The sequence below is a fragment of the Leptospira ainazelensis genome, assembly GCF_016918785.1.
Classification (GTDB): Bacteria; Spirochaetota; Leptospiria; order Leptospirales; family Leptospiraceae; genus Leptospira; species Leptospira ainazelensis.
This window is the reverse complement of the sequence record NZ_JAFFPT010000006.1, coordinates 85,174-103,662: the sequence shown is the minus strand read 5'-3', so window position 1 is coordinate 103,662 and position 18,489 is coordinate 85,174. Positions and strand designations below refer to the sequence as shown.

Below are 18,489 nucleotides of genomic sequence, written 5' to 3'. Positions count from 1 at the left end.
ATATATTTCATTCCATTTAAAGGTTCCCGCATGTCCGAAGCAAAATACTCACTGGAAAATCCATTCCAATCCACGACTGAACCTGAAGTTCCCAAAGCTCGTGGTCTTTATGAAGAGGCTAACGAATTAGGAAAAGAACTCCTCGGTAAACCCCTTGCGGGCGGTGGAGTCGACAGGATCCTCGTTCAACATTCAAAAGAAAGAATGACCGTTTGGGAAAGAATCAAAGTTCTTACCGAACAAGAACCCAATATTCTCTATCAAAACTGGGGAAAGAGTCTCGACGGAGCTTCTCTCGTAACCGGAATTCTCAATATCAACGGAAGAGACGTCGCCATCTACGGACACGACTTCACTCTTCGTGCGGGATCGATGGATGCGACCAACGGAAGTAAACTCGCAAGATTGATCTATATGGCGGGAGAGCACGGAATTCCCCTGATCGGAATGAACGATTCTGCGGGAGCTTATGTTCCGGCTGGAGTCGGCGGACTCGACGGTTATAGCGAGGCGTTTACCGCGCTTCGAAAAATCAGCGGCGTGGTTCCGAGTCTGATGCTCATGTTCGGATTCAACGCGGGCGGAGGGGCATATCTTCCTCGTCAGGGATCTTTTATGATCCAGTGTGAAAATACTTTCTTCGGTTTAACCGGACCCGGAGTCGTAAAGTCGGTTCTGGGGGAAGACATTTCTGCGGACGATCTCGGCGGACCAAAGGTTCACGGACAGAGCGGGGTGGTCGACATCGTAACCGGAGACGAACTCGGTTCCCTTCGAACCGCGCTTCGTCTTTTGTCCTATCTTCCGGACAACAACCATTCTTTCGCTCCTTTTCACCCGACCTCGGATCCGACCGATCGTTTTATCTACGAGGAAGAAATTCTTTTTAAAAAGACGTTCAACTCTCCGACGGGGATGAACACTCCTTTTGATATCACTTTGTATCTGCAAAATATCTGCGATCATGGTCAGTATTTCGAAATCCAGCCGCAAAGATCTAGAAACCTCGTAACCGCTTTTGGAAGAATCGGAGGACACGTAGTCGCCTTTGTCGCGAACAACTCGGCTGTTTCTTCCGGACAGATCGACATCAACGCGGCGAGAAAGGGAACCCGTTTTATCCGTTTTTGCAACCTCTACAATATTCCGATCGTCTTTTTGGAAGATACGACCGGATTCTTACCCGGAAAAGACCAGGAACAAAACGGGATCGTCCTTGAAGGAAGAAAACTTTTGGATTCCATCATCGATATCCGCACACCTCGTCTAACTCTGATTATTCGGAACGCATTCGGCGGGGCTTATGCATGTTTTAACTCGTATCACGTCGGGGCGGATATGGTTTTCGCCCTTCCGACCGCAAGAATCGCGGTGATGGGACCGGCAGGAAAAGACTACGTTTATAAGGACGAAGTTTCCGCGATTCACAGAGAATATCAGGAAAACGTTAAGAAAGGAATGTCTGAAAAAGAAGCGATCGTAGTTCGGGATAAAAAACTTCAGACTCTTTCCACACAGTATGAAAGAGAACTGATGAACCCGAAAGAAGCTCTTTCTCTCGGTTCGGTTTCAAGGATTGTCCTTCCAGGAACCACTAGAAACATTCTTTTCCAAAACTTGGATTATTTAATCCGACATTACAAACCGGCTCCATTATCCGGACCTCAAAGGGAGTTTGAGTAATCGTATGATCGACTTTCAAAACAATCGTATTCCGTTCCACCAATCCAATTCGCCTTGGATCCGTTCCTTCTCGTTAGAATCGATCAAATGTCTGATCGTCTGCAGAGGACCGGTTCGAAAAGAAGCCATGGAAATTTTCGATCTGATCGGAATCAGAGAATACGGAATTCTTCTTTCCGAAAAGGATTCCGTCGTGTATCCGATGGCGTTAGCGCCCGAACTCAGAGGATTTCGTTTTCCTCATAACATTCACAGGGTTCCCGATTATATGGGATCCGGAAAAGAAGAAAAGGTAGAAAGAATCAAACAGATCATTTCTATCGCAAAGGACAACAAATACACTCATATCTTTGCCGGTTACGGATTTATGGCGGAAGATTCCGAGTTTATCGCCGCGATCGAACAAAGCGGAATCATCTTTATGGGTCCGGCTTCGTATGTCGCCGATCAAGCGGGCTCCAAAGACGCCGCCAAAAAGATCGCAAGAAAGTTGGAAGTTTCAGTAACTCCCGGAGTGGATAACATTTCTTCTCTTGCCTTACTTGCAAAGGCTCCGGACGCCAAGGCTCTGGAAAAACTCGCAAAGGAAAAAGGAATCAGTTTTACCTTTGATTCTTCCGCTTCTCTCGAAACAAACGCCGAAAATTTACTCGATTTAGGATATGCAAAAATCATCGAAATCGTGAGCATCGCCGACCTTCAAGTCGAAGCCGAAAAGGAATGTAAGAAGATTTGGGAGAAATTCCCCCAAAATCGAATTCGTTTTAAATACATCGGCGGAGGAGGAGGAAAAGGACAAAGGGTAGTTTCCAAAATCGAAGAGGTAAAAGGCGCGGTCCAGGAAATTCTTTCCGAATCCAAGGTCACCGCTCCCGGAACCAATAAAAACTTTCTCATAGAATTAAACATCGAAAACACGAGACACAACGAGATCCAATTGATCGGAAATGGAGAATGGTGTCTTGCTCTTGGTGGAAGAGATTGTTCCGTGCAGATGCACGAACAGAAACTTCTGGAGATCTCTTTGACCCAGGAACTTCTGGAAAAAGAAATCGCCGTTTCGGCTTCTACCAATCCCAAAAAGGCGGAAGTTCTAAAAGGCGACTTAAAAGTTCTTCGCGAGATGGAAGAGCAATCCGAACGTTTCGGAGCCGCTGTAAAACTCAACAGCGTTTCCACCTTCGAGTCCATTGTAGACGGAACCAATCACTTCTTTATGGAAGTGAACACACGGATTCAGGTGGAGCACAGAGTTACCGAAATGGTATATTCTTTGAAGTTCAAAAATCCGGAAAACACGAACGAATTTTTTATCGTCGATAGTTTGATCGAAGCGATGGCTCTTCTTTCCTTACACGGAAAAAGACTTCAAAAACCGGAAAGGATTTTGAGATATCCGTCCGGCGCCGAAGTTCGAATCAACGCAACCAACAAAGCGATTCAACCGCACGCCGGCGGTGTGATCATGGGTTGGTCCAAACCGCTTCCGGAAGAAATCCGAGACGATCAAGGGATCAGTATCCGAAACCCGGATATGGGTTTATTCGTACATTATAAAGTAGCTGGAGCCTACGATTCCAACATCGCACTTTTGATCACTCACGGAGAAACCCGGGAAGACAATTTAAAACGTCTGAGTAATATCCTCAGAAGGACCGAACTCAGAGGACACGATCTTCAAACAAATCTTTTGGTTCATTACGGTTTGATCAATTGGATTCTTGGAAAAGACGCTATGTTCAAACCTTCCACTGCGTTTATGATTTCGTATCTCGCCGGAGTCGGATCTCTGGAAAGATTGATGAAGGACGTAGATCTGGAAATCGCTTGGAAAAAAACACTTTCCGAAGTTCCGGCAGAAGCAAAAAAAGTTCTAAGTCGTAAACTTACCTTAATCACAAGACCGATTGATGCGATCGCAAAAGATTCACATTTGGTTGCTGGGTTTATCGGTTTTCATCTGGGACATTCTTGGAAAATCGAAGGTTCTAAGATCGAGTGGCTCAGAAATCCGATCTTTATTTTGGCGGATCTTTACCATTATCTGAACATGGAAGCGGATGCAACTCAACCTCCTTCCGAGCAGATTTGGGATCACGACAATGAAATTCTTCAGAGAGCAATTTCTTTCTATCAAGAATTGTCTAAAAAAACAGGAATTGCCGCCGATTCGATCGAACTCGTCGCGAGTTTGAACGGAGGAAAAACGCTCAAAGGTGTGGACGCTTCTATCTTGCAGTCAGTGATTCAATCTCACAATGGATTCCAAATCGGAATGGAGTTAATCAAACTCCTTCCATCCGCGGGTTTAAGTTCCGGTTTTTACAACTTGGGCGTGGATGAAAAACTGGAGGCCATTCTTCCGGAAGAATTTAAGAAGGCCGACACAAGAGACGCTTTTATTAAATTTTTGGCTCCGGCGCCAAAGGCAAGTTCGGATGAGATCGTGGCTCCAATGGGTGGAATGTTCTATTCGAAAGAGGCTCCGGATCTTCCTCCGATGGTCCAAGCAGGAGAGCATTTCAAAGCGGGACAACCTCTTTTTATCGTGGAAGTGATGAAGATGTTTAATAAAATTTCCACTCCGTTCAGCGGAACCATAAAAGAGATTTTGTTAAACGACAGCGACGGAAAGATCATATCAAAAGGTCAGACGATCTTTAAGATCGTACCAGACGAAGTGATTCACATCGAAACCGATCAAGAGATCGCGGATAGAAAGAAAAAAATCACCTTAAGTTTGATCTAAATCTTTCTTTGAAGCGGCGCGGAGATCCTCCGCGCTCTTATATTCAAAAACGCTGAACTTCTCCCACGATCTTTGAAAGTGGGAGAATCGTATCGGCCGCTCCTCTCGAGATAGCTTCTTTCGGCATACCAAAAACTACGCAGGTGGCTTCGTCTTGTGCAATCGTGGAAGCTCCGTGTTGTCTCATCTTCAAAAGTCCATTGGCGCCGTCGCTTCCCATTCCCGTAAGAATGATACCCTTTGCATTTCTCCCAGCAACTTGAGCGACCGAATTAAAAAGGATATCTACGGAAGGTCTGTGTCGATTGAAAAGAGGGCCGTCCACGATCCGAATACGAAATTGTGCTCCGCTCAGATAGATCTCCATATGCCGGTTTCCGGGTGCGATATATGCCGATCCCTCTTTGACGGGATCGCCGTCCTTTGCCTCTTTGACCTGAATCTCACAAATTGAATCCAAACGATTGGCGAATGCTTCCGTAAATTTTTCAGGCATGTGTTGAACGATTACGATACCGGGACAGTGAACGTTCAATTTTGTAAGAATGAATTCGAGCGCCTGCGTTCCTCCCGTCGAAGTTCCGATCGCAATCAGCTTATCCGTGGTGCTGATTTTGGAAAAGTCCGCTTTGATCGGTTTGGAGTCTGGAAGTGTTGAAAACGATTCTTTCGAAGAATGAAATTTCATCCTCGCTTTCGCCGCCGCCTTGATAGAATCCGTAAAAAGAATCTCGGATTCTTCGATAAAACTTTTTACGCCTAACTTCGGTTTTTCGATAATATCGATAGCGCCGAGTTTCATCGCGAGCATCGCCGTTTCCGATTCCTTCTCGGCTAACGAGGAACAAATGATAACGGGAGTAGGTCTTTCCGACATGATCTTTTTTAAAAAAGAAATTCCGTCCATTCTAGGCATTTCCACGTCCAGAATAAAAACGTCGGGCCACATCGTAGAAAGTTTTTCCGCGGCAAAGATCGGATCCGAAGCAAAACCGACGATCTCAATCTCCGGATCTTTTGTAAGAATTTGAGTCAAAACCTGGCGAACGACCGCAGAATCGTCGATAATAAAAACCTGAATCATTACGCTTTCGGCCTTTCGATATAAATTTCCCCATCCCATAAGGAAAAAAATACTCTTCTATGGGAAAATCCTCCTAAGTCCTCGGAGGCGATCGGTAGGTGATTTTTGGCGAGAATTTCTTTTACTGAATGTATGTTTTTCATCCCTATGTCTCGAACGGATTTGATTTCTAAAAGTTTTTCTTCCTCTGTGGAAAACATAGAAGCTCCTCCAAAAAGTTTGATCTGATATTGACCGTATCTACCGCCATTGCCTTGAATCTTATCAAAAAATAGTTGAATAGCGTCGTCCGCATATTTGGCGTTTAACTCTAGGGCGGTTTCTCCGGACGGACGATTGGGAAGCATCACGTGCGCCATTCCACCCGAAAGATGAATCGGATTCCAAAAACAAATCGAAACGCAGGAACCGAGTAGTGTTCTGATTCTTAAATTTTTTTGCCCCCAACAAAACCCGCCGGGTTGTAAAAATAAATCCCGAACTATATCCGGTTCTATCATGCGTTTTCTACGAGCGCCTCGATATTTTGATTCTCTTCCATCGAAGTCAACTCGTCTAAGTTTAGAATCTTTTCAGTGTTCAGGATGATGATAAAACCTTCCTCTTGACGCGCCATTCCGAGAATAAAGTCCACTTTGATACGAGAACCGAAAGTTGGCGCGGGTTCGATTTCAGAAGCCGCAATGGAAACTACTTCGTTTACGGATTCCACGAGAATTCCCAAATCGGTTCTTTCCTTTTTTTTATCCCCGGTATCGGAAGAATGAAGTTCCACAATGATCACACAGGTTTTCCTATCGGGTTCTATCTTCTGTTTGAAAAACTTGTGTTTCAAATCCACGACCGGAACCACATTCCCTCGTAAATTAATCACACCCGGAATAAATTCGGGCATCAAGGGAACGTTCGTCAAACCGGAATATTCAATGATCTCTTTAATATGTAATATTCCAATTCCGTAACATTCTTCTCCCAAATAAAAGGTGAGAAATTGATTGTCCTCCATCGCGCTCATACTTTCACTCCGGTTCAGTATTTCTCAAATTTATCGGCGGGAGACATTCCCGTATTGTCCGATTTCGGTTTTGCGATTACCTCTTTTCTTGCGGGTAAGACGGTCTTACGGGCAGCAATCGACGGAGCGGAGGAAGTCCGAGGAGTCGTCAATCCTCCGTTAGTCGATCTTTTGTTTTCTCCGTCCACGATCTTAAAGAAAAGAACCGATTCCCTCAATTGTTCCGCTTGAGAATTCATTTCTTCCGAAATCGCGGCCAACTCTTCCGATGCGGAAGCGTTCTGTTGAGAAACCTGATCGAGCTGTCCCATCGCCTTATTTATCTCCGAAACGCCGGCGGCTTGTTCGTCGCTCGCGGCGGTGATCTCTTGCACAAGGTCGGCCGTTTTTCGGATCGAAGGAACAATCTGAGAAATCAGTTCTCCCGCTTTTTCAGCAATCGCAACGCTATTGCCGGCGAGACTGCTGATTTCATTCGCCGATTTTTGGCTTCGTTCCGCAAGTTTACGAACTTCGGATGCGACCACCGCAAATCCTTTTCCGTGATCTCCGGCTCTTGCGGCCTCAATCGCCGCGTTTAAGGCGAGGAGGTTCGTTTGATAAGCGATGTCTTCGATGATACTGATTTTTTCCGCAATCTGTTTCATCGCCTTCACAGTTTCCAAGACGGAGCTTCCGCCTTCTTCCGCATCCTTGGAGGATTTGGAAGAAATCTGCTCGGTTTGACGGGAATTCTGCGCGTTCTGATCGATCGAAGCGGTCATTTGTTCGAGAGAAGAGGTTGTTTCCTCCACACTCGCCGCCTGTTCGGAAGCTCCTTGGCTCAAAGAATTCGCGGTGGAAGAAACTTCGGTAGCGGAAGTCACCAGACTTGAGGATCGAATGATGATGTCGCCGATGATCTCGTTCAGTTTGTCCATCGTGGTATTGGAATATTCTTTTAATTTTCCGAAAGTTCCGTGATACTCGTTCGTGATTTTTTGAGTCAAGTTACCCGCGGAGATTCTTTCCAATGCGTCGACAACTTCGTTGAGCCCAACGTTACTCACTTCCAAAAGCTGATTGATCGATTGACTGAGATTGAGAAAAAAGCCCGTTTTGGAATCCAAAGAAATACGGGTTCCAAAATCGCCTTGAGCGGCGCCCGATACAATTCTTTCCACTTCCTCTTGAACTAGGAGTTCATTGGTTACGTCGGACCATTCCACGACGGAACCTAAACGTTTTCCATTTCCATCGATAATCGGATTGGCTATCAGATTAAAAGATCTCACTCCGATCTTGATTGAGGCACGGTGGACGTTCGTGAAATTGCTCAAAACTCCTCTCTGATGAGCCGGGTTTTTATGAAAGGTGTCGATGCTTGAGCCGATCAGAGTTTTCAAATTGAACTGAGAAAATTGTTTCTTAATATCGCTTTCCCCGTTCTGAAACATTTCAATCACGGCCTTATTCATATAACGAATGTTGAAATCGTTATCGGCAATCATGACGTTCGTCGTAGTACTGTCCAAAGCGACCTTGACTCGCGTAAGTTCCTCGTTTTCGATTTCCCTTTGTGCGGCGACCTTTTTTTGTTCGGTTACGTCTGCCCATTCCACGACGGAGCCAAGACGGTTTCCCTTATCGTCGATGATCGGGTTTGCGATTAAGTCGAATTGTCTTCCTCCGATTTCGATCGAAGATCGGAATACGTCGGTTAGTTTTCCCAATAACCCTCGTTGGTGAGCCGGATTTTTGTGGAAAGAATCTATATTCGTTCCCATCAAATTGGAAAGATTGAAATTTCCCAGTTGTTTTTTGATGTCCATCTCCGCTTGACCGAACATGGAACGAATCGCCTTGTTCATATAAACGATATTCAAGTTTGCGTCCGCCATCATAATATTGGTAGTCACGTTATCCAGCGCGACCTTGACACGGGTAAGTTCCTCGTTTTCAATTTTTCTTTGCGAAAGAATTTTATTTTGTTCGGTTACGTCTGCCCATTCCACGACGGAACCGAGACGGTTTCCTTTTTCGTCGATGATCGGATTTGCGATTAGATCAAATTGTCTTCCTCCGATTTCGATCGAAGATCGGAAGGTTTCCGTCATCCGGCCTAATAGACCTCGTTGGTGCGCCGGATTTTTGTGGAAAGAATCTATATTCGTTCCCATCAAATTGGAAAGATTGAAATTTCCCAATTGTTTTTTTATATCCATCTCCGCTTGACCGAACATAGAACGGATCGCTTTGTTCATAAACACGACGTTCAAGTTAGAGTCCGCCATCATGATATTGGTAGTCACGTTTTCTAAAGCGGTTCTCATTCGTAAATATTCTTGTTCGAACTTCTGAAATGTTCCCTGACCGAATCTACCGGACCAAAAAAGAAGGCCGAGAAGAAAAATCGATATGGAAGAATATCCTAAGATCGTAGTTAAAAAGTTATTGCCACCTCCTCGCGTCAAAGACGCAAGTTCGGTTTCTTTTAAGGATTGAGCTAAGAATGAACTTCTTGCCTTTCTAAACTGAGAAAGTTCGGAATAAAAATCCACTTTGGAAAGATCCGGGAAGTCATTTTTGAGATCGGAAGAGGCGGATATCTTTTCTTTAAATTCGCCCGTAGAGGTAAATAGAAGCGTAATACTTTTCTCAAACTTCCGAACCTCAGGATCCTCGGCTTGTTTGGAATCGGACAAAAGATTCTTTAACTTTTTCAAACTCGATTCAACCGCACCCAAATCGGAGGCGAGTGTATCTCGATCTTTCCCCATTGAAAAATGAATTGTAAATTCGGCGACCGCTTCTTCAGTAACGAGCAAAGATTCGTTTACGGCGGGAAAAATTCCCAAAAGACTTTCGCTCGCTGTCTCCGTATCGGAGGTAGGCATATTGAAATTTTGAACGGATAAGAATAAAAAACCGTTCAGTACAATTGCCAGACCAATAAAAATTCCTAAGCTTTTTCGAAACATTTGATTTCTCCAAATTCAAAAAGTCTAAATAATCTCTAACGAATGGAAGCTTCCTTGCTTCTCAAAATTTCCTGATCTCTGATCAGGCCGTACAAACCGGGAACGTCTAAAATAAAAGCGATTTCACCGCTTCCTAAAATAGAAGTTCCGCTAAAACACTTCACGTTCTTAAAAATCTCCGCCATGGGGCGAATTACGGACTGAACCTCTCCGTGAAGTTCGTTTACCACAATTCCAAAAGTTCGGTCCTCATATTCTAAAATTACAATATTCTCTTTATCTAAACTATTTATCTCGATCGATAAAAAACGGGAAAGATGAAGGACGGGAACGAGTTCGTTTCTAAGATTCATCGTTCCGGCGGCTGAATCGTCGAGGTCCGCTCTGGATTCCACGGTCTCTCTGACTAATTGCATAGGGACTATAAAATTGGAACCGGACGCTTTTACCAAAAATCCGTCGATGATCGCGAGCGTAAGGGGCAAACGAATCAAAAAAGAACTTCCTTTGTCCTTAGAGGACTGAATCTGTACGGAACCCCTCAAGGATTCAATATTTCTAAGTACGACGTCCATTCCAACCCCGCGTCCGGAAAGATTTGTTACCTTTTCTACCGTGGAAAAACCGGGTTGAAATATAAGGGAATAGATTTCGGACTCGGTAAGAATTTGATCTTTTCCAATCAAACCCTTGGTAATAGCCTTGCTTACGATTTTCTCCGCGTCCAAACCTTTACCGTCGTCGGTTATCGAAATGAGAATACTTCCGGTTCCGTGGCTTGCTTGGATCCGAAGTTTTCCAGCGGGAGATTTTCCTTTCAGAATTCGTTCTTCCGAAGTTTCGATGCCGTGATCAAGTGCGTTGCGAAGAATATGCACCATCGGGTCGGCGATCTTTTCGATTACGGATCGATCGAGTTCGGTTTCGCCGCCAAAAATTTCCAACTCAACTTGTTTGTTTAATTCTTTGGAAAGATCCCTTACTACTCGTTTGTATTTTTCAAAAAGATCGGCTATCGGCACCATACGCAGACTCAGAGCATACTCACGAATCTCGCTTACGAGTCTGTAAAGAGACTCCGAACTTTCGATCAACTGAGTATCTTCCGAGTCGATGATCTTTCTACTGAGGTTCGCCTCCTGAGTAATCAATTCTCCTACAAGACTGATCAAAGCGTCGATCTTGGCCGAATCGACCCTCAGAGTTTTCGTTTGCATCCGGAGCGTTTCGGATTCTTGTCCCGTTTCTTTGGAAGGAGCGTCCGGTTCAATCAAAGCCGAACGTAAGCCGTTTCTAAGATTTTGAATCTCCTCGGTTTTTAGAGCTTTTTGAATTTCAAGAGCGCTGAGATAGGCTTCTTTTCCGAATGGAAAATCATTAGAGTTTTCATCAAAAAGATCAAGGTCGCAAAGAGGAGGGAGGATTTTAATATAACTTCCTTGTTTTAAAAATTCAAGCGTGGAATGAATCTCCTCTCCGTTCAAAACCGATTCATAGGAAATTTCAAAACCAAGATAAGAATGTTCCGGATTGAAATCGGACCAGTCCGGTATTGATTCAGGATATATGTAGAGGTGTTTGATTTTGCCGGACTGAGAGAGATATTTTAGAAACGTATACGTGTCCATCCCCGATTCAAAAAGATGAAGGTTGGGGATGAGAGTGATCTGCCAATGCGCCGAACTCGAAGAGACACCCGATTTGGAACCGAGTGAAGAATTTTTTGAATCGTCGCCCTTCGATTCCGAGCCGGAAACCGCGGAAGTTTCCGAGAGTAATTTTTTCGCAAGGACGGTCAACTCCGCCTGTTTTCGAGAAGTTTTCGGATCCAAGACCAAGGTATCCGTCACAGTCTCGACCATACTTCGAATGTGATCGCATGCTAAAAAAAGAAATTCGATTCCTTCTTTGGTCAGAGTTTGTTTCCCGGATCGAATACGATCTAAAAGTGTTTCCACTTCATGCGTAAACTTTTCGATCGGTTCGTATCCGAACATTCCGGAAGTTCCCTTGATCGTATGAATCGCCCTAAAAACGGAATGAATACATTCCGAATTTTTCGGATCCTTCTCTAAAACGAGAAGATTCGATTCCATAGAAGAAAGGAGTTCCAACGACTCCGAAACAAACGTGTCCCTTACTTCGGATAGATCCATCTTCAATCCTTACCCATTCCGTATTGAAAGGAGAATTCTTTGAGGTCTTCTTTTTGGAGTTTGATCTTGTCTCTTAAAAAACCCGTTAAACCGTAGAGATCGATAAGTTTTAAAACCGCGTGGCTATGATTGATAAAACGAATCGTAAATTCTTTCTTTCTCGCTTCCTTTTTAAGGGCCAAAAGGATCTGCAAACAGGAAGTGTCCAATTTTGAAACGCGGGAAAGATCGATTTCCAAAATCGAATTCGAATTTCTAAGAATCGTATCGAACGTTTCTTTTAATATTAAAGCGTCGTAGATCGTAAGTTCTCCTTCGATCCAAATCTTCAAACCCGAAACTTGAGCGTTATCGGAGCGAAAGGTTACGGATTCTTTTTTAATTTCAAATGCCATATTGTTTACGGTAGAAGTTTGTGGATCGTTTGAACCAGTTCTTCGGGTGAAAATGGTTTTGTAAGCCAGGCCCTGGCGCCGGCGGCAAGACCTGCGGTTTTCACGTCTTCCTGTGATTCAGTGGTCAACATGATGATCGGGGTAAATTTATTATTCGGATCCTTTTTGAGTTCCTTTACGAAAGTAATTCCATCCATGTTCGGCATATTCATATCGCTGACGATTAGATCTACTTTATCATTTTGTAATTTATCCAATCCGTCTTTTCCATCCACCGCCTCCACGATTTGAAACTCGGAATTGCTGAGATGAAGATTTAAAATCTTCCTGAATACTGCAGAATCGTCGACGATGAGAATTCGTTTCATTCCAATCTCCTTATTGAACTAACGGTAAAAAAATTTCAGCGAGTACACAAAGACTGATGTCTTCGGAAGTGTGGTCGTTCGCGTTGTGAATAAAAAAAAGTCCGCTGTGTTTTCTAACGATATGATCCACTGCCGTAAGTCCCAACCCCAGGCCGAATTTTTCCAGATGGGAGACGTTTTCTACGGGCGGATAGATTCTAAAAAAAGGTTGGATGACCAGTTGTTCGAACTTCTCGGGAATTCCACCGTAAGGTCTTGCATCCACTCTATTTTTAAAAGTGATACAAAAGTATCCTTGATTGATATTCGCAAAGATATCGATCGGAGCGCTTACTGATGAGTATTTATAGGCGTTGAGAAAAAGCTCCTCCAAGGCCATGGTCAAAATCGATAGATTGACTTTGACTTTATATTCTCTTTTTAAAAGAGGAAGATTGACGGTGATTTTTTTCGCGAGCAGAAACGTTTTTAATTCTTCGGGAAGCAATTTGATCTGATCCAAAATTTCGTTCGTAGAAAGGACCGATGGATCCAGCTCCTTGTCGATCAGATTGAGAAGTTTTTCCAAACCCAAAAGCATATTTTTAGTAATTCGATTGTTCGTAAGAAGAAGATCCAGAATCTCCTTATCCACCTTGTAATGATTTCCTTCGGGAACCTTCACAGAGTCCACCATATCGAGGAGACTTGTCATCGCTCCGATCCCACTTCCTTGAGAAAGGGAAGTTTTCAAGCTATAAATGGATGTTTTTTCAAAGGACTCACTATCGGATTTACGAATTGTTTCTTTGTAGGTAAGCCATTCCAATTGACTGCGAAGTTTTTGGCTTTCGATGTCTGCCAAATTCTCTTCCATTTTTTTCAGATAACAGTAGTTCAGCGCTTTTTGGAGCGTTCTGATAAAAACGTCAGGATAGATCGGCTTGAGGATATAATCAAAAACGCCGAGTTTCATAATCTCGATGATTTTTTCGGAACGATCAATCGCCGTTTGAACGAGAACTACCGCATTCGGATGTGTTTCTTTGAGTTTGACTAAAAAAGAAGCGCCGTCCATAACCGGCATCATCAGATCCAAAATAAAAAGGGAATACTTTTGATTTTCGATCATCTTCAGAGCTTCCGCACCATTCACGGCTAACTCGTGTTTGACGCCAATTTCGTCGCAAAGACTTTCCAGGAGAATACTGTTTTCCTGTTTATCTTCAATGATCAGAACGGGATCGTTCGGAATACTATGAAGTGATGTCTTCTTTTTCAATTCTGTTTCCAAATGTTCGCTCCTTCTGAATTTCAACTAAGATCGACTTCAATTTATCAAGGGAGAAAGGATTTTGAATCGTATAATCCGGAAAAAACGGAAGCAGCTCTTCGCGAAACGGAACCGGAATATCCGCAGTATCCAAAAGGACAAGAGCCTTGTTATTGGGTTCTTCCACCAACCAAGTCCTTAAAACCTTGACGATCCCTATGTCCTCCAAGAGGAGATGTGTATCATATAATAAAATTTTGTGAGAATCGAGGCTTTTTTGAGAAATTGTTGAAAAATCTTCCGCAGAATGGAGTGCGATGAATTTTTGAGAATGAATTGTGAAGTAACGTTCGATTGCGGAGTCAAAAATCCGATCTCGAATCGCAATTAAGATCAAAGACGACTTAATTCCTTCCGGATATTCGATTTCCGGATTCTCGCTCCGTATACTTGGATTGAACTGCGAGACTTCCGAGGCGATAGGGATCTCAAGCGGAACACGAGTAAGAAGAATGGAGATGGTCGTTCCTTGTCCCACCTGGCTCTCAACTCTGATGGATCCTCCGTGGGCATCGATGATTTTCTTTACGATAGGAAGACCAAGACCGCTTCCCTCGAACTCGCCTTGGTTTTCCCCCTTGATCTGATAAAAGGTATCGAAAATTTTTGAAAGTTCGGCTTCTGGAATTCCGATTCCGGTGTCCTTTACGATAATCTGATATTGGTCGCCGATTTTCCTGAGGATTACAAAAACTTCTCCCGGAGGCCGAGTAAACTTGATCGAGTTTCCGATGAGGTTCAAAAGGACTTGCCGGATCCGTTTTGGATCTCCGTTCATTTCGTATTCATCCGATTCCGGTTGAACTTCAAAAGAAATTTGAATTCTTTTGGTAATAGCCTCGCCTAGGATGATTTCGATCGAAGTGGAAATTAAATTTTTAAGATCGAACTCGGAACGATTTAAGACCAATTTTCCTGCCTCGATTCTGGAGACATCCAGGATATCGTTGATGATATTGAGTAGATGAACACCGGAATGAAAAATCAAATCCTTGTATTTGTTTTCTTTTTCCATTTCATCCGGCAATTGCATCAGCCTAGAAAAACCTATAATTGAATTTAGGGGAGTTCTCAATTCGTGGCTCATATTCGCTAAAAATTCGGATTTCGTCTTACTTGCTTTTTCGGCTTTTTCTTTTTGCAAAATCAACTCTTCGGTTCTTTCTTGGACGAGAACTTCTAGTTTTTCCCGATGAATTTTCAATTCTTCTAATATATTTTTTCGTTCTAAAAAGACGCTGATCAAGTCGATAAAGGTTCTTATCGTGAATAATTCCTCTTTTACCACTTGTGTGGTCTTAAAATTCTCGAATCCGGCAAATCCAAACCATTCATTCGATACAAAAAGCGGAATCAAAGTGATGGATTGAATCTGTCTATCGTCGAAAAAAATTCTTTCCGATTCTGAAAATTCCCGAATGGCGCCCTGTAAATAACCTCCCGAGGAAAAAATTTTTTTCCAACGGGAATGATTTTTCGTATAGGATATCAATTTTGTGAGCGGGGTTTTGGTCGATTCGATTGAGGGATCGACTACTTCCAGAAAGAGTTCCGCCTCGTCCTGACTTTCGGTATTTTTAAAAAGATAAAGTCGCTCCGAATCCACGAAGACCAAAAATTGTTCCATCGCATATTTTAGGATTTTTAGTTCCGTCGATGTGGAGAGTAGAATCTGTGTGGCCGCCGTGATTCCCATCTCCAGACGAAGACGTCTTGTTGCAAACTCTCCTTTTTTCACCTTTTCGGTGATATCCCTTTGGATCGATATATAGTAGAGAATTTTACTTTCTCCGTCTCGAATCGCCGATATATGCCATTCTACGTTGTAGGAGCTCCCGTCTTTTTTGTAGTTGATCGTTTCTCCGGAAAAATCGCTTCCCGATTGGAGGGCTTGTTTTAGATCCACCATCGTCTTTCGGTTCGTGAGGGGGCCTTGAAAAATGCGAGGGGTTTGACCGATCAATTCTTGCAACCGATATCCGGTCATCTTACAGAATGCGGGATTTGCAAAAATAATTCGGGGACCAGGGGAATCTAAAAGAGCTTCCGTAACTAATATAGAATCTGAAATCTGGTTTACCAGAATTTCATACAATTCTTGCGAAAGCTCAAAGTTTTTTAGGTCGCGTTCCACGGCCCGCAAACTTCTCTAAAGTTATAAAAAGATCAATACTTTTCTTTTCTCACTCTTAAGGAATGATATTCGGATAGTAAAAAATTCTAAAATGACGGTTTTTTATAACCAAAACCACCCCTTGAGGAGTGTTGCATTCTACCAATCTAGGAAATAATTGATTTCTATGTCGCCTAAAAGTTCGACTTTTTAGGCAAGCAGATTGGTGGGAAGTTTAAAGTTCATAGAGTCTTCCCTGGATCCCGGAAATAAATCTACCACCGCAGCCGGGTAGAATGTTTTTAATTTAGAAATGATTTCGTCCACGAGAACCTGAGGTGTGGATGCGCCTGCGGTCAATCCCAATATCTTAATTTCGTTATTTTGAATATACTCTTTGGAAAGATCGTCGGCTCCCGTCACTTTGAAGGAATGAGGTTTGGACTTTTGAGCGAGTTGTAAAAGTCTTAGAGAATTGGAACTATTATCGGCTCCGATTACAAGCATCGCGTCGATCTTTTCCATCATTTCGGATACTGCCTCTTGTCTTTCCGTGGTCGCATAACAAATATCATCCTTTGCAGGATGTTCCACAAACGGAAAAGTTTTAGCAATCTGATCCACTACGTTTCTTGTATCCGCAACTGACAATGTAGTCTGCATCAAATAGGTAAGCGGTTTGTTTGGATCGATTTTATCTTTGAGTTGAATGACGTCTTCCGGCGATTCTACGAGAAACATCGCAGCTTCTCCCATCGTCCCGATCGCTTCGTCGTGTCCTTCGTGTCCGATGTAGATGATCTGGTGTGTGTCTTTGATTCTTCTTGCCTTACGATGAACGCGAGTTACAAGAGGACAGGTCGCGTCTCCGATTTTCATTCCCCGATTTTTGGCGGCTTCTACAACCGAGGGAGCTACTCCATGCGCGGAGAATACGACGGTCGCTCCGTCCGGAGCTTCCTCGAGATCGTTGATAAAAAGGATTCCTCTTTTTTTCATGTCTTCGACGACCCGTCTGTTGTGAACGATCTCTTTTCGAACGTAGATTTGTTCCGCCGCGTTCGCCTGAACCTGTTCCACGTAAGAAATCGCATACTTTACACCGGCGCAAAATCCTCTGGGGTTGGCTAAATAGATCTTTTCTAACATGGTCACTCCGTCCGAATACCATTCTCCGAAATTCATTCCGGCAAAGAATCAAAAAACTCGGTTTAGGATCCGTTTTTCTGCGACTAAAAAAGGTAAAACCTTCTTAGCATCCTTTCTTTTACAACGGTGTTGCGGAACCTTCGAGAAAACTCAATCTTTGCTCCGACGGGTTGTCTGTCGGGAGCATGCTCCCCAATTTTTCAGCTGTAGCGCGCTCTATCCTCAGGATCTCACGTCGATGAATGGGCGGCTCCACAAATCGCGTTCACTCAGCGAACGCCTTTCTATTGAAGGCGTTTTAGGACATAGTCGGTTTTATCAGGAAGAGAATTTTATCTTAGAATCTTATAAAAAAGACCGTTATCGGATTTCCGGGAAGGGTCGATTGATTCTTTGAAAAGGTCAAGGAAGACCTTTGAAAAATCATTACCCCCTAAGTTAGGGAATCGGATTCAAGGAGGAACCGAATGATTATCAACCATAATATCAGTGCCATTTTCGCACACAGAACATTGAAGTTCAATAGCGAAAACATGGGTAAGGACATAGAGAAGTTGTCCTCCGGAATGAGAATCAACCGTGCAGGTGACGACGCTTCCGGTCTTGCAGTGTCCGAAAAAATGAGAACTCAGATTCTGGGTCTTAGAAGAGCGGAAATGAACACTGAAGATGGTATGTCTCTGATCCAGACTACTGAAGGATATCTCCAGGAAACTCATGAGATCGTTCAAAGAATCCGCGTATTGGCTGTTCAGGCTGCAAACGGTATCTATACCGAAGAAGACAGACAACAGATCCAAGTGGAAGTTTCCCAGTTGGTCGATGAGATCGACCGGATCGCTTCTCAAGCCGAATTCAACAAAATGAAACTCCTTACGGGAGCTTTCGCAAGGTTGAATCCGACTGCGAGTATGTGGTTTCACATGGGTGCAAACATGCACCAGAGAGAAAGAGTTTACATTGAAACGATGAATACGGCGGCATTGGGTCTTAGAAACCCTACCGTTTTAACGTTTATTTCTCTTTCTACTGCCGGCAAGGCAAACTCAGTGATCGGATTGGCTGACGACGCGCTTCGTTCCATCTCTAAACAGAGAGCGGATTTAGGCGCGTATTACAACCGTCTGGAGCACGCCGCTAAGGGTCTCATGAACGCTTATGAGAATATCCAGGCTGCGGAATCCAGAATCCGTGACACCGATATGGCCGAGCAAATGACCAGCTTCACGCGTTATCAGATCCTGACTCAGGCTGCTACCGCTATGCTGGCTCAGGCCAATATGAAACCGCAAACGGTTCTCCAGCTTCTGAAGTAACCGTTTCTTCCGGCTGAAAGACTTTAATTTCGGCCGGAAGAGTTAAGCAATCGCCGGAAAAGAACGATATCTAAATTGGATTTATAATTCCCGTTATAAATCGCCGTACGACTCTGAAGCCCGGGTGTTCGATAAGAATCTCCGGGCTTTTTTTCTTTCCAAATCGAAAATTCAGAAGTCAAAGAAGCA

The 18,489-nt window shown here is 43.6% G+C and carries 13 protein-coding genes; 3 read left to right on the top strand and 10 right to left on the bottom strand.

Going from position 1 to position 18,489, the window contains the following annotated elements:
- The first annotated feature begins 30 nt into the window (after positions 1-30).
- A complete protein-coding gene (locus tag JWG44_RS01565) occupies positions 31-1,683 on the top strand; it encodes an acyl-CoA carboxylase subunit beta (protein ID WP_205273211.1) in 1,653 nt (550 codons plus the stop codon).
- 4 nt (positions 1,684-1,687) lie between these two features.
- A complete protein-coding gene (locus tag JWG44_RS01560; RefSeq protein ID WP_205273210.1) occupies positions 1,688-4,432 on the top strand; it encodes an ATP-binding protein in 2,745 nt (914 codons plus the stop codon).
- 43 nt (positions 4,433-4,475) lie between these two features.
- Here JWG44_RS01560 and JWG44_RS01555 read toward each other — a convergent pair whose 3' ends face one another.
- The 10 genes from JWG44_RS01555 to ispH form a co-directional block, all read right to left on the bottom strand.
- Positions 4,476-5,516: a protein-glutamate methylesterase/protein-glutamine glutaminase gene (locus JWG44_RS01555; protein ID WP_205273209.1), complete on the bottom strand. Its 1,041-nt coding sequence runs from the start codon at positions 5,514-5,516 to the stop codon at positions 4,476-4,478.
- Positions 5,516-6,016 (bottom strand): chemotaxis protein CheD, encoded by a 501-nt coding sequence (locus tag JWG44_RS01550; protein ID WP_205273208.1) that lies wholly within the window; start codon positions 6,014-6,016, stop codon positions 5,516-5,518. The genes JWG44_RS01555 and JWG44_RS01550 overlap by 1 nt, the downstream gene beginning before the upstream one ends.
- Positions 6,013-6,531 (bottom strand): chemotaxis protein CheW, encoded by a 519-nt coding sequence (locus JWG44_RS01545; RefSeq protein WP_205273207.1) that lies wholly within the window; start codon positions 6,529-6,531, stop codon positions 6,013-6,015. Before JWG44_RS01545 ends, JWG44_RS01550 begins: the two co-directional genes overlap by 4 nt.
- Positions 6,532-6,545: 14 nt before the next feature.
- Positions 6,546-9,491: a methyl-accepting chemotaxis protein gene (locus tag JWG44_RS01540; protein WP_205273206.1), complete on the bottom strand. Its 2,946-nt coding sequence runs from the start codon at positions 9,489-9,491 to the stop codon at positions 6,546-6,548.
- 35 nt (positions 9,492-9,526) lie between these two features.
- A complete protein-coding gene (locus JWG44_RS01535) occupies positions 9,527-11,647 on the bottom strand; it encodes a chemotaxis protein CheA (protein WP_205273205.1) in 2,121 nt (706 codons plus the stop codon).
- A gap of 2 nt (positions 11,648-11,649) precedes the next feature.
- Positions 11,650-12,042 carry an STAS domain-containing protein gene (locus JWG44_RS01530; protein ID WP_205273204.1) on the bottom strand — a complete coding sequence of 131 codons (393 nt, stop codon included), beginning with the start codon at positions 12,040-12,042 and terminating at the stop codon, positions 11,650-11,652.
- Between the two features lie 5 nt (positions 12,043-12,047).
- Entirely contained in the window at positions 12,048-12,410 is a 363-nt protein-coding gene (locus tag JWG44_RS01525) for a response regulator (protein WP_205273203.1), read from the bottom strand.
- A 10-nt stretch (positions 12,411-12,420) separates the two neighbouring features.
- Complete coding sequence (locus JWG44_RS01520; RefSeq protein ID WP_205273202.1) at positions 12,421-13,683, bottom strand: response regulator; 1,263 nt, start codon at positions 13,681-13,683, stop codon at positions 12,421-12,423.
- Positions 13,646-15,856: a PAS domain-containing sensor histidine kinase gene (locus tag JWG44_RS01515; protein WP_205273201.1), complete on the bottom strand. Its 2,211-nt coding sequence runs from the start codon at positions 15,854-15,856 to the stop codon at positions 13,646-13,648. Before JWG44_RS01515 ends, JWG44_RS01520 begins: the two co-directional genes overlap by 38 nt.
- 189 nt (positions 15,857-16,045) lie before the next feature.
- Positions 16,046-16,984 (bottom strand): 4-hydroxy-3-methylbut-2-enyl diphosphate reductase, encoded by a 939-nt coding sequence (gene ispH, locus JWG44_RS01510; protein ID WP_205273200.1) that lies wholly within the window; start codon positions 16,982-16,984, stop codon positions 16,046-16,048.
- Between the two features lie 467 nt (positions 16,985-17,451).
- Here ispH and JWG44_RS01505 point away from each other — a divergent pair, with 467 nt between their 5' ends.
- The gene (locus JWG44_RS01505) at positions 17,452-18,300 is read left to right on the top strand and encodes a flagellin N-terminal helical domain-containing protein (RefSeq protein WP_002176528.1); all 849 of its coding nucleotides are present in this window, start codon (positions 17,452-17,454) and stop codon (positions 18,298-18,300) included.
- Positions 18,301-18,489: the final 189 nt, after the last annotated feature.

Excerpts from the sequence above, each read along its gene's own strand:
- JWG44_RS01565 (WP_205273211.1), top strand. The coding sequence starts at position 31 with ATGTCCGAAGCAAAATACTCACTGGAAAATCCATTCCAATCCACGACT.
- JWG44_RS01560 (WP_205273210.1), top strand. The coding sequence starts at position 1,688 with ATGATCGACTTTCAAAACAATCGTATTCCGTTCCACCAATCCAATTCG.
- JWG44_RS01555 (WP_205273209.1), bottom strand. The coding sequence starts at position 5,516 with ATGATTCAGGTTTTTATTATCGACGATTCTGCGGTCGTTCGCCAGGTT.
- JWG44_RS01550 (WP_205273208.1), bottom strand. The coding sequence starts at position 6,016 with ATGATAGAACCGGATATAGTTCGGGATTTATTTTTACAACCCGGCGGG.
- JWG44_RS01545 (WP_205273207.1), bottom strand. The coding sequence starts at position 6,531 with ATGAGCGCGATGGAGGACAATCAATTTCTCACCTTTTATTTGGGAGAA.
- JWG44_RS01540 (WP_205273206.1), bottom strand. The coding sequence starts at position 9,491 with ATGTTTCGAAAAAGCTTAGGAATTTTTATTGGTCTGGCAATTGTACTG.
- JWG44_RS01535 (WP_205273205.1), bottom strand. The coding sequence starts at position 11,647 with ATGGATCTATCCGAAGTAAGGGACACGTTTGTTTCGGAGTCGTTGGAA.
- JWG44_RS01530 (WP_205273204.1), bottom strand. The coding sequence starts at position 12,042 with ATGGCATTTGAAATTAAAAAAGAATCCGTAACCTTTCGCTCCGATAAC.
- JWG44_RS01525 (WP_205273203.1), bottom strand. The coding sequence starts at position 12,410 with ATGAAACGAATTCTCATCGTCGACGATTCTGCAGTATTCAGGAAGATT.
- ispH (WP_205273200.1), bottom strand. The coding sequence starts at position 16,984 with ATGTTAGAAAAGATCTATTTAGCCAACCCCAGAGGATTTTGCGCCGGT.
- JWG44_RS01505 (WP_002176528.1), top strand. The coding sequence starts at position 17,452 with ATGATTATCAACCATAATATCAGTGCCATTTTCGCACACAGAACATTG.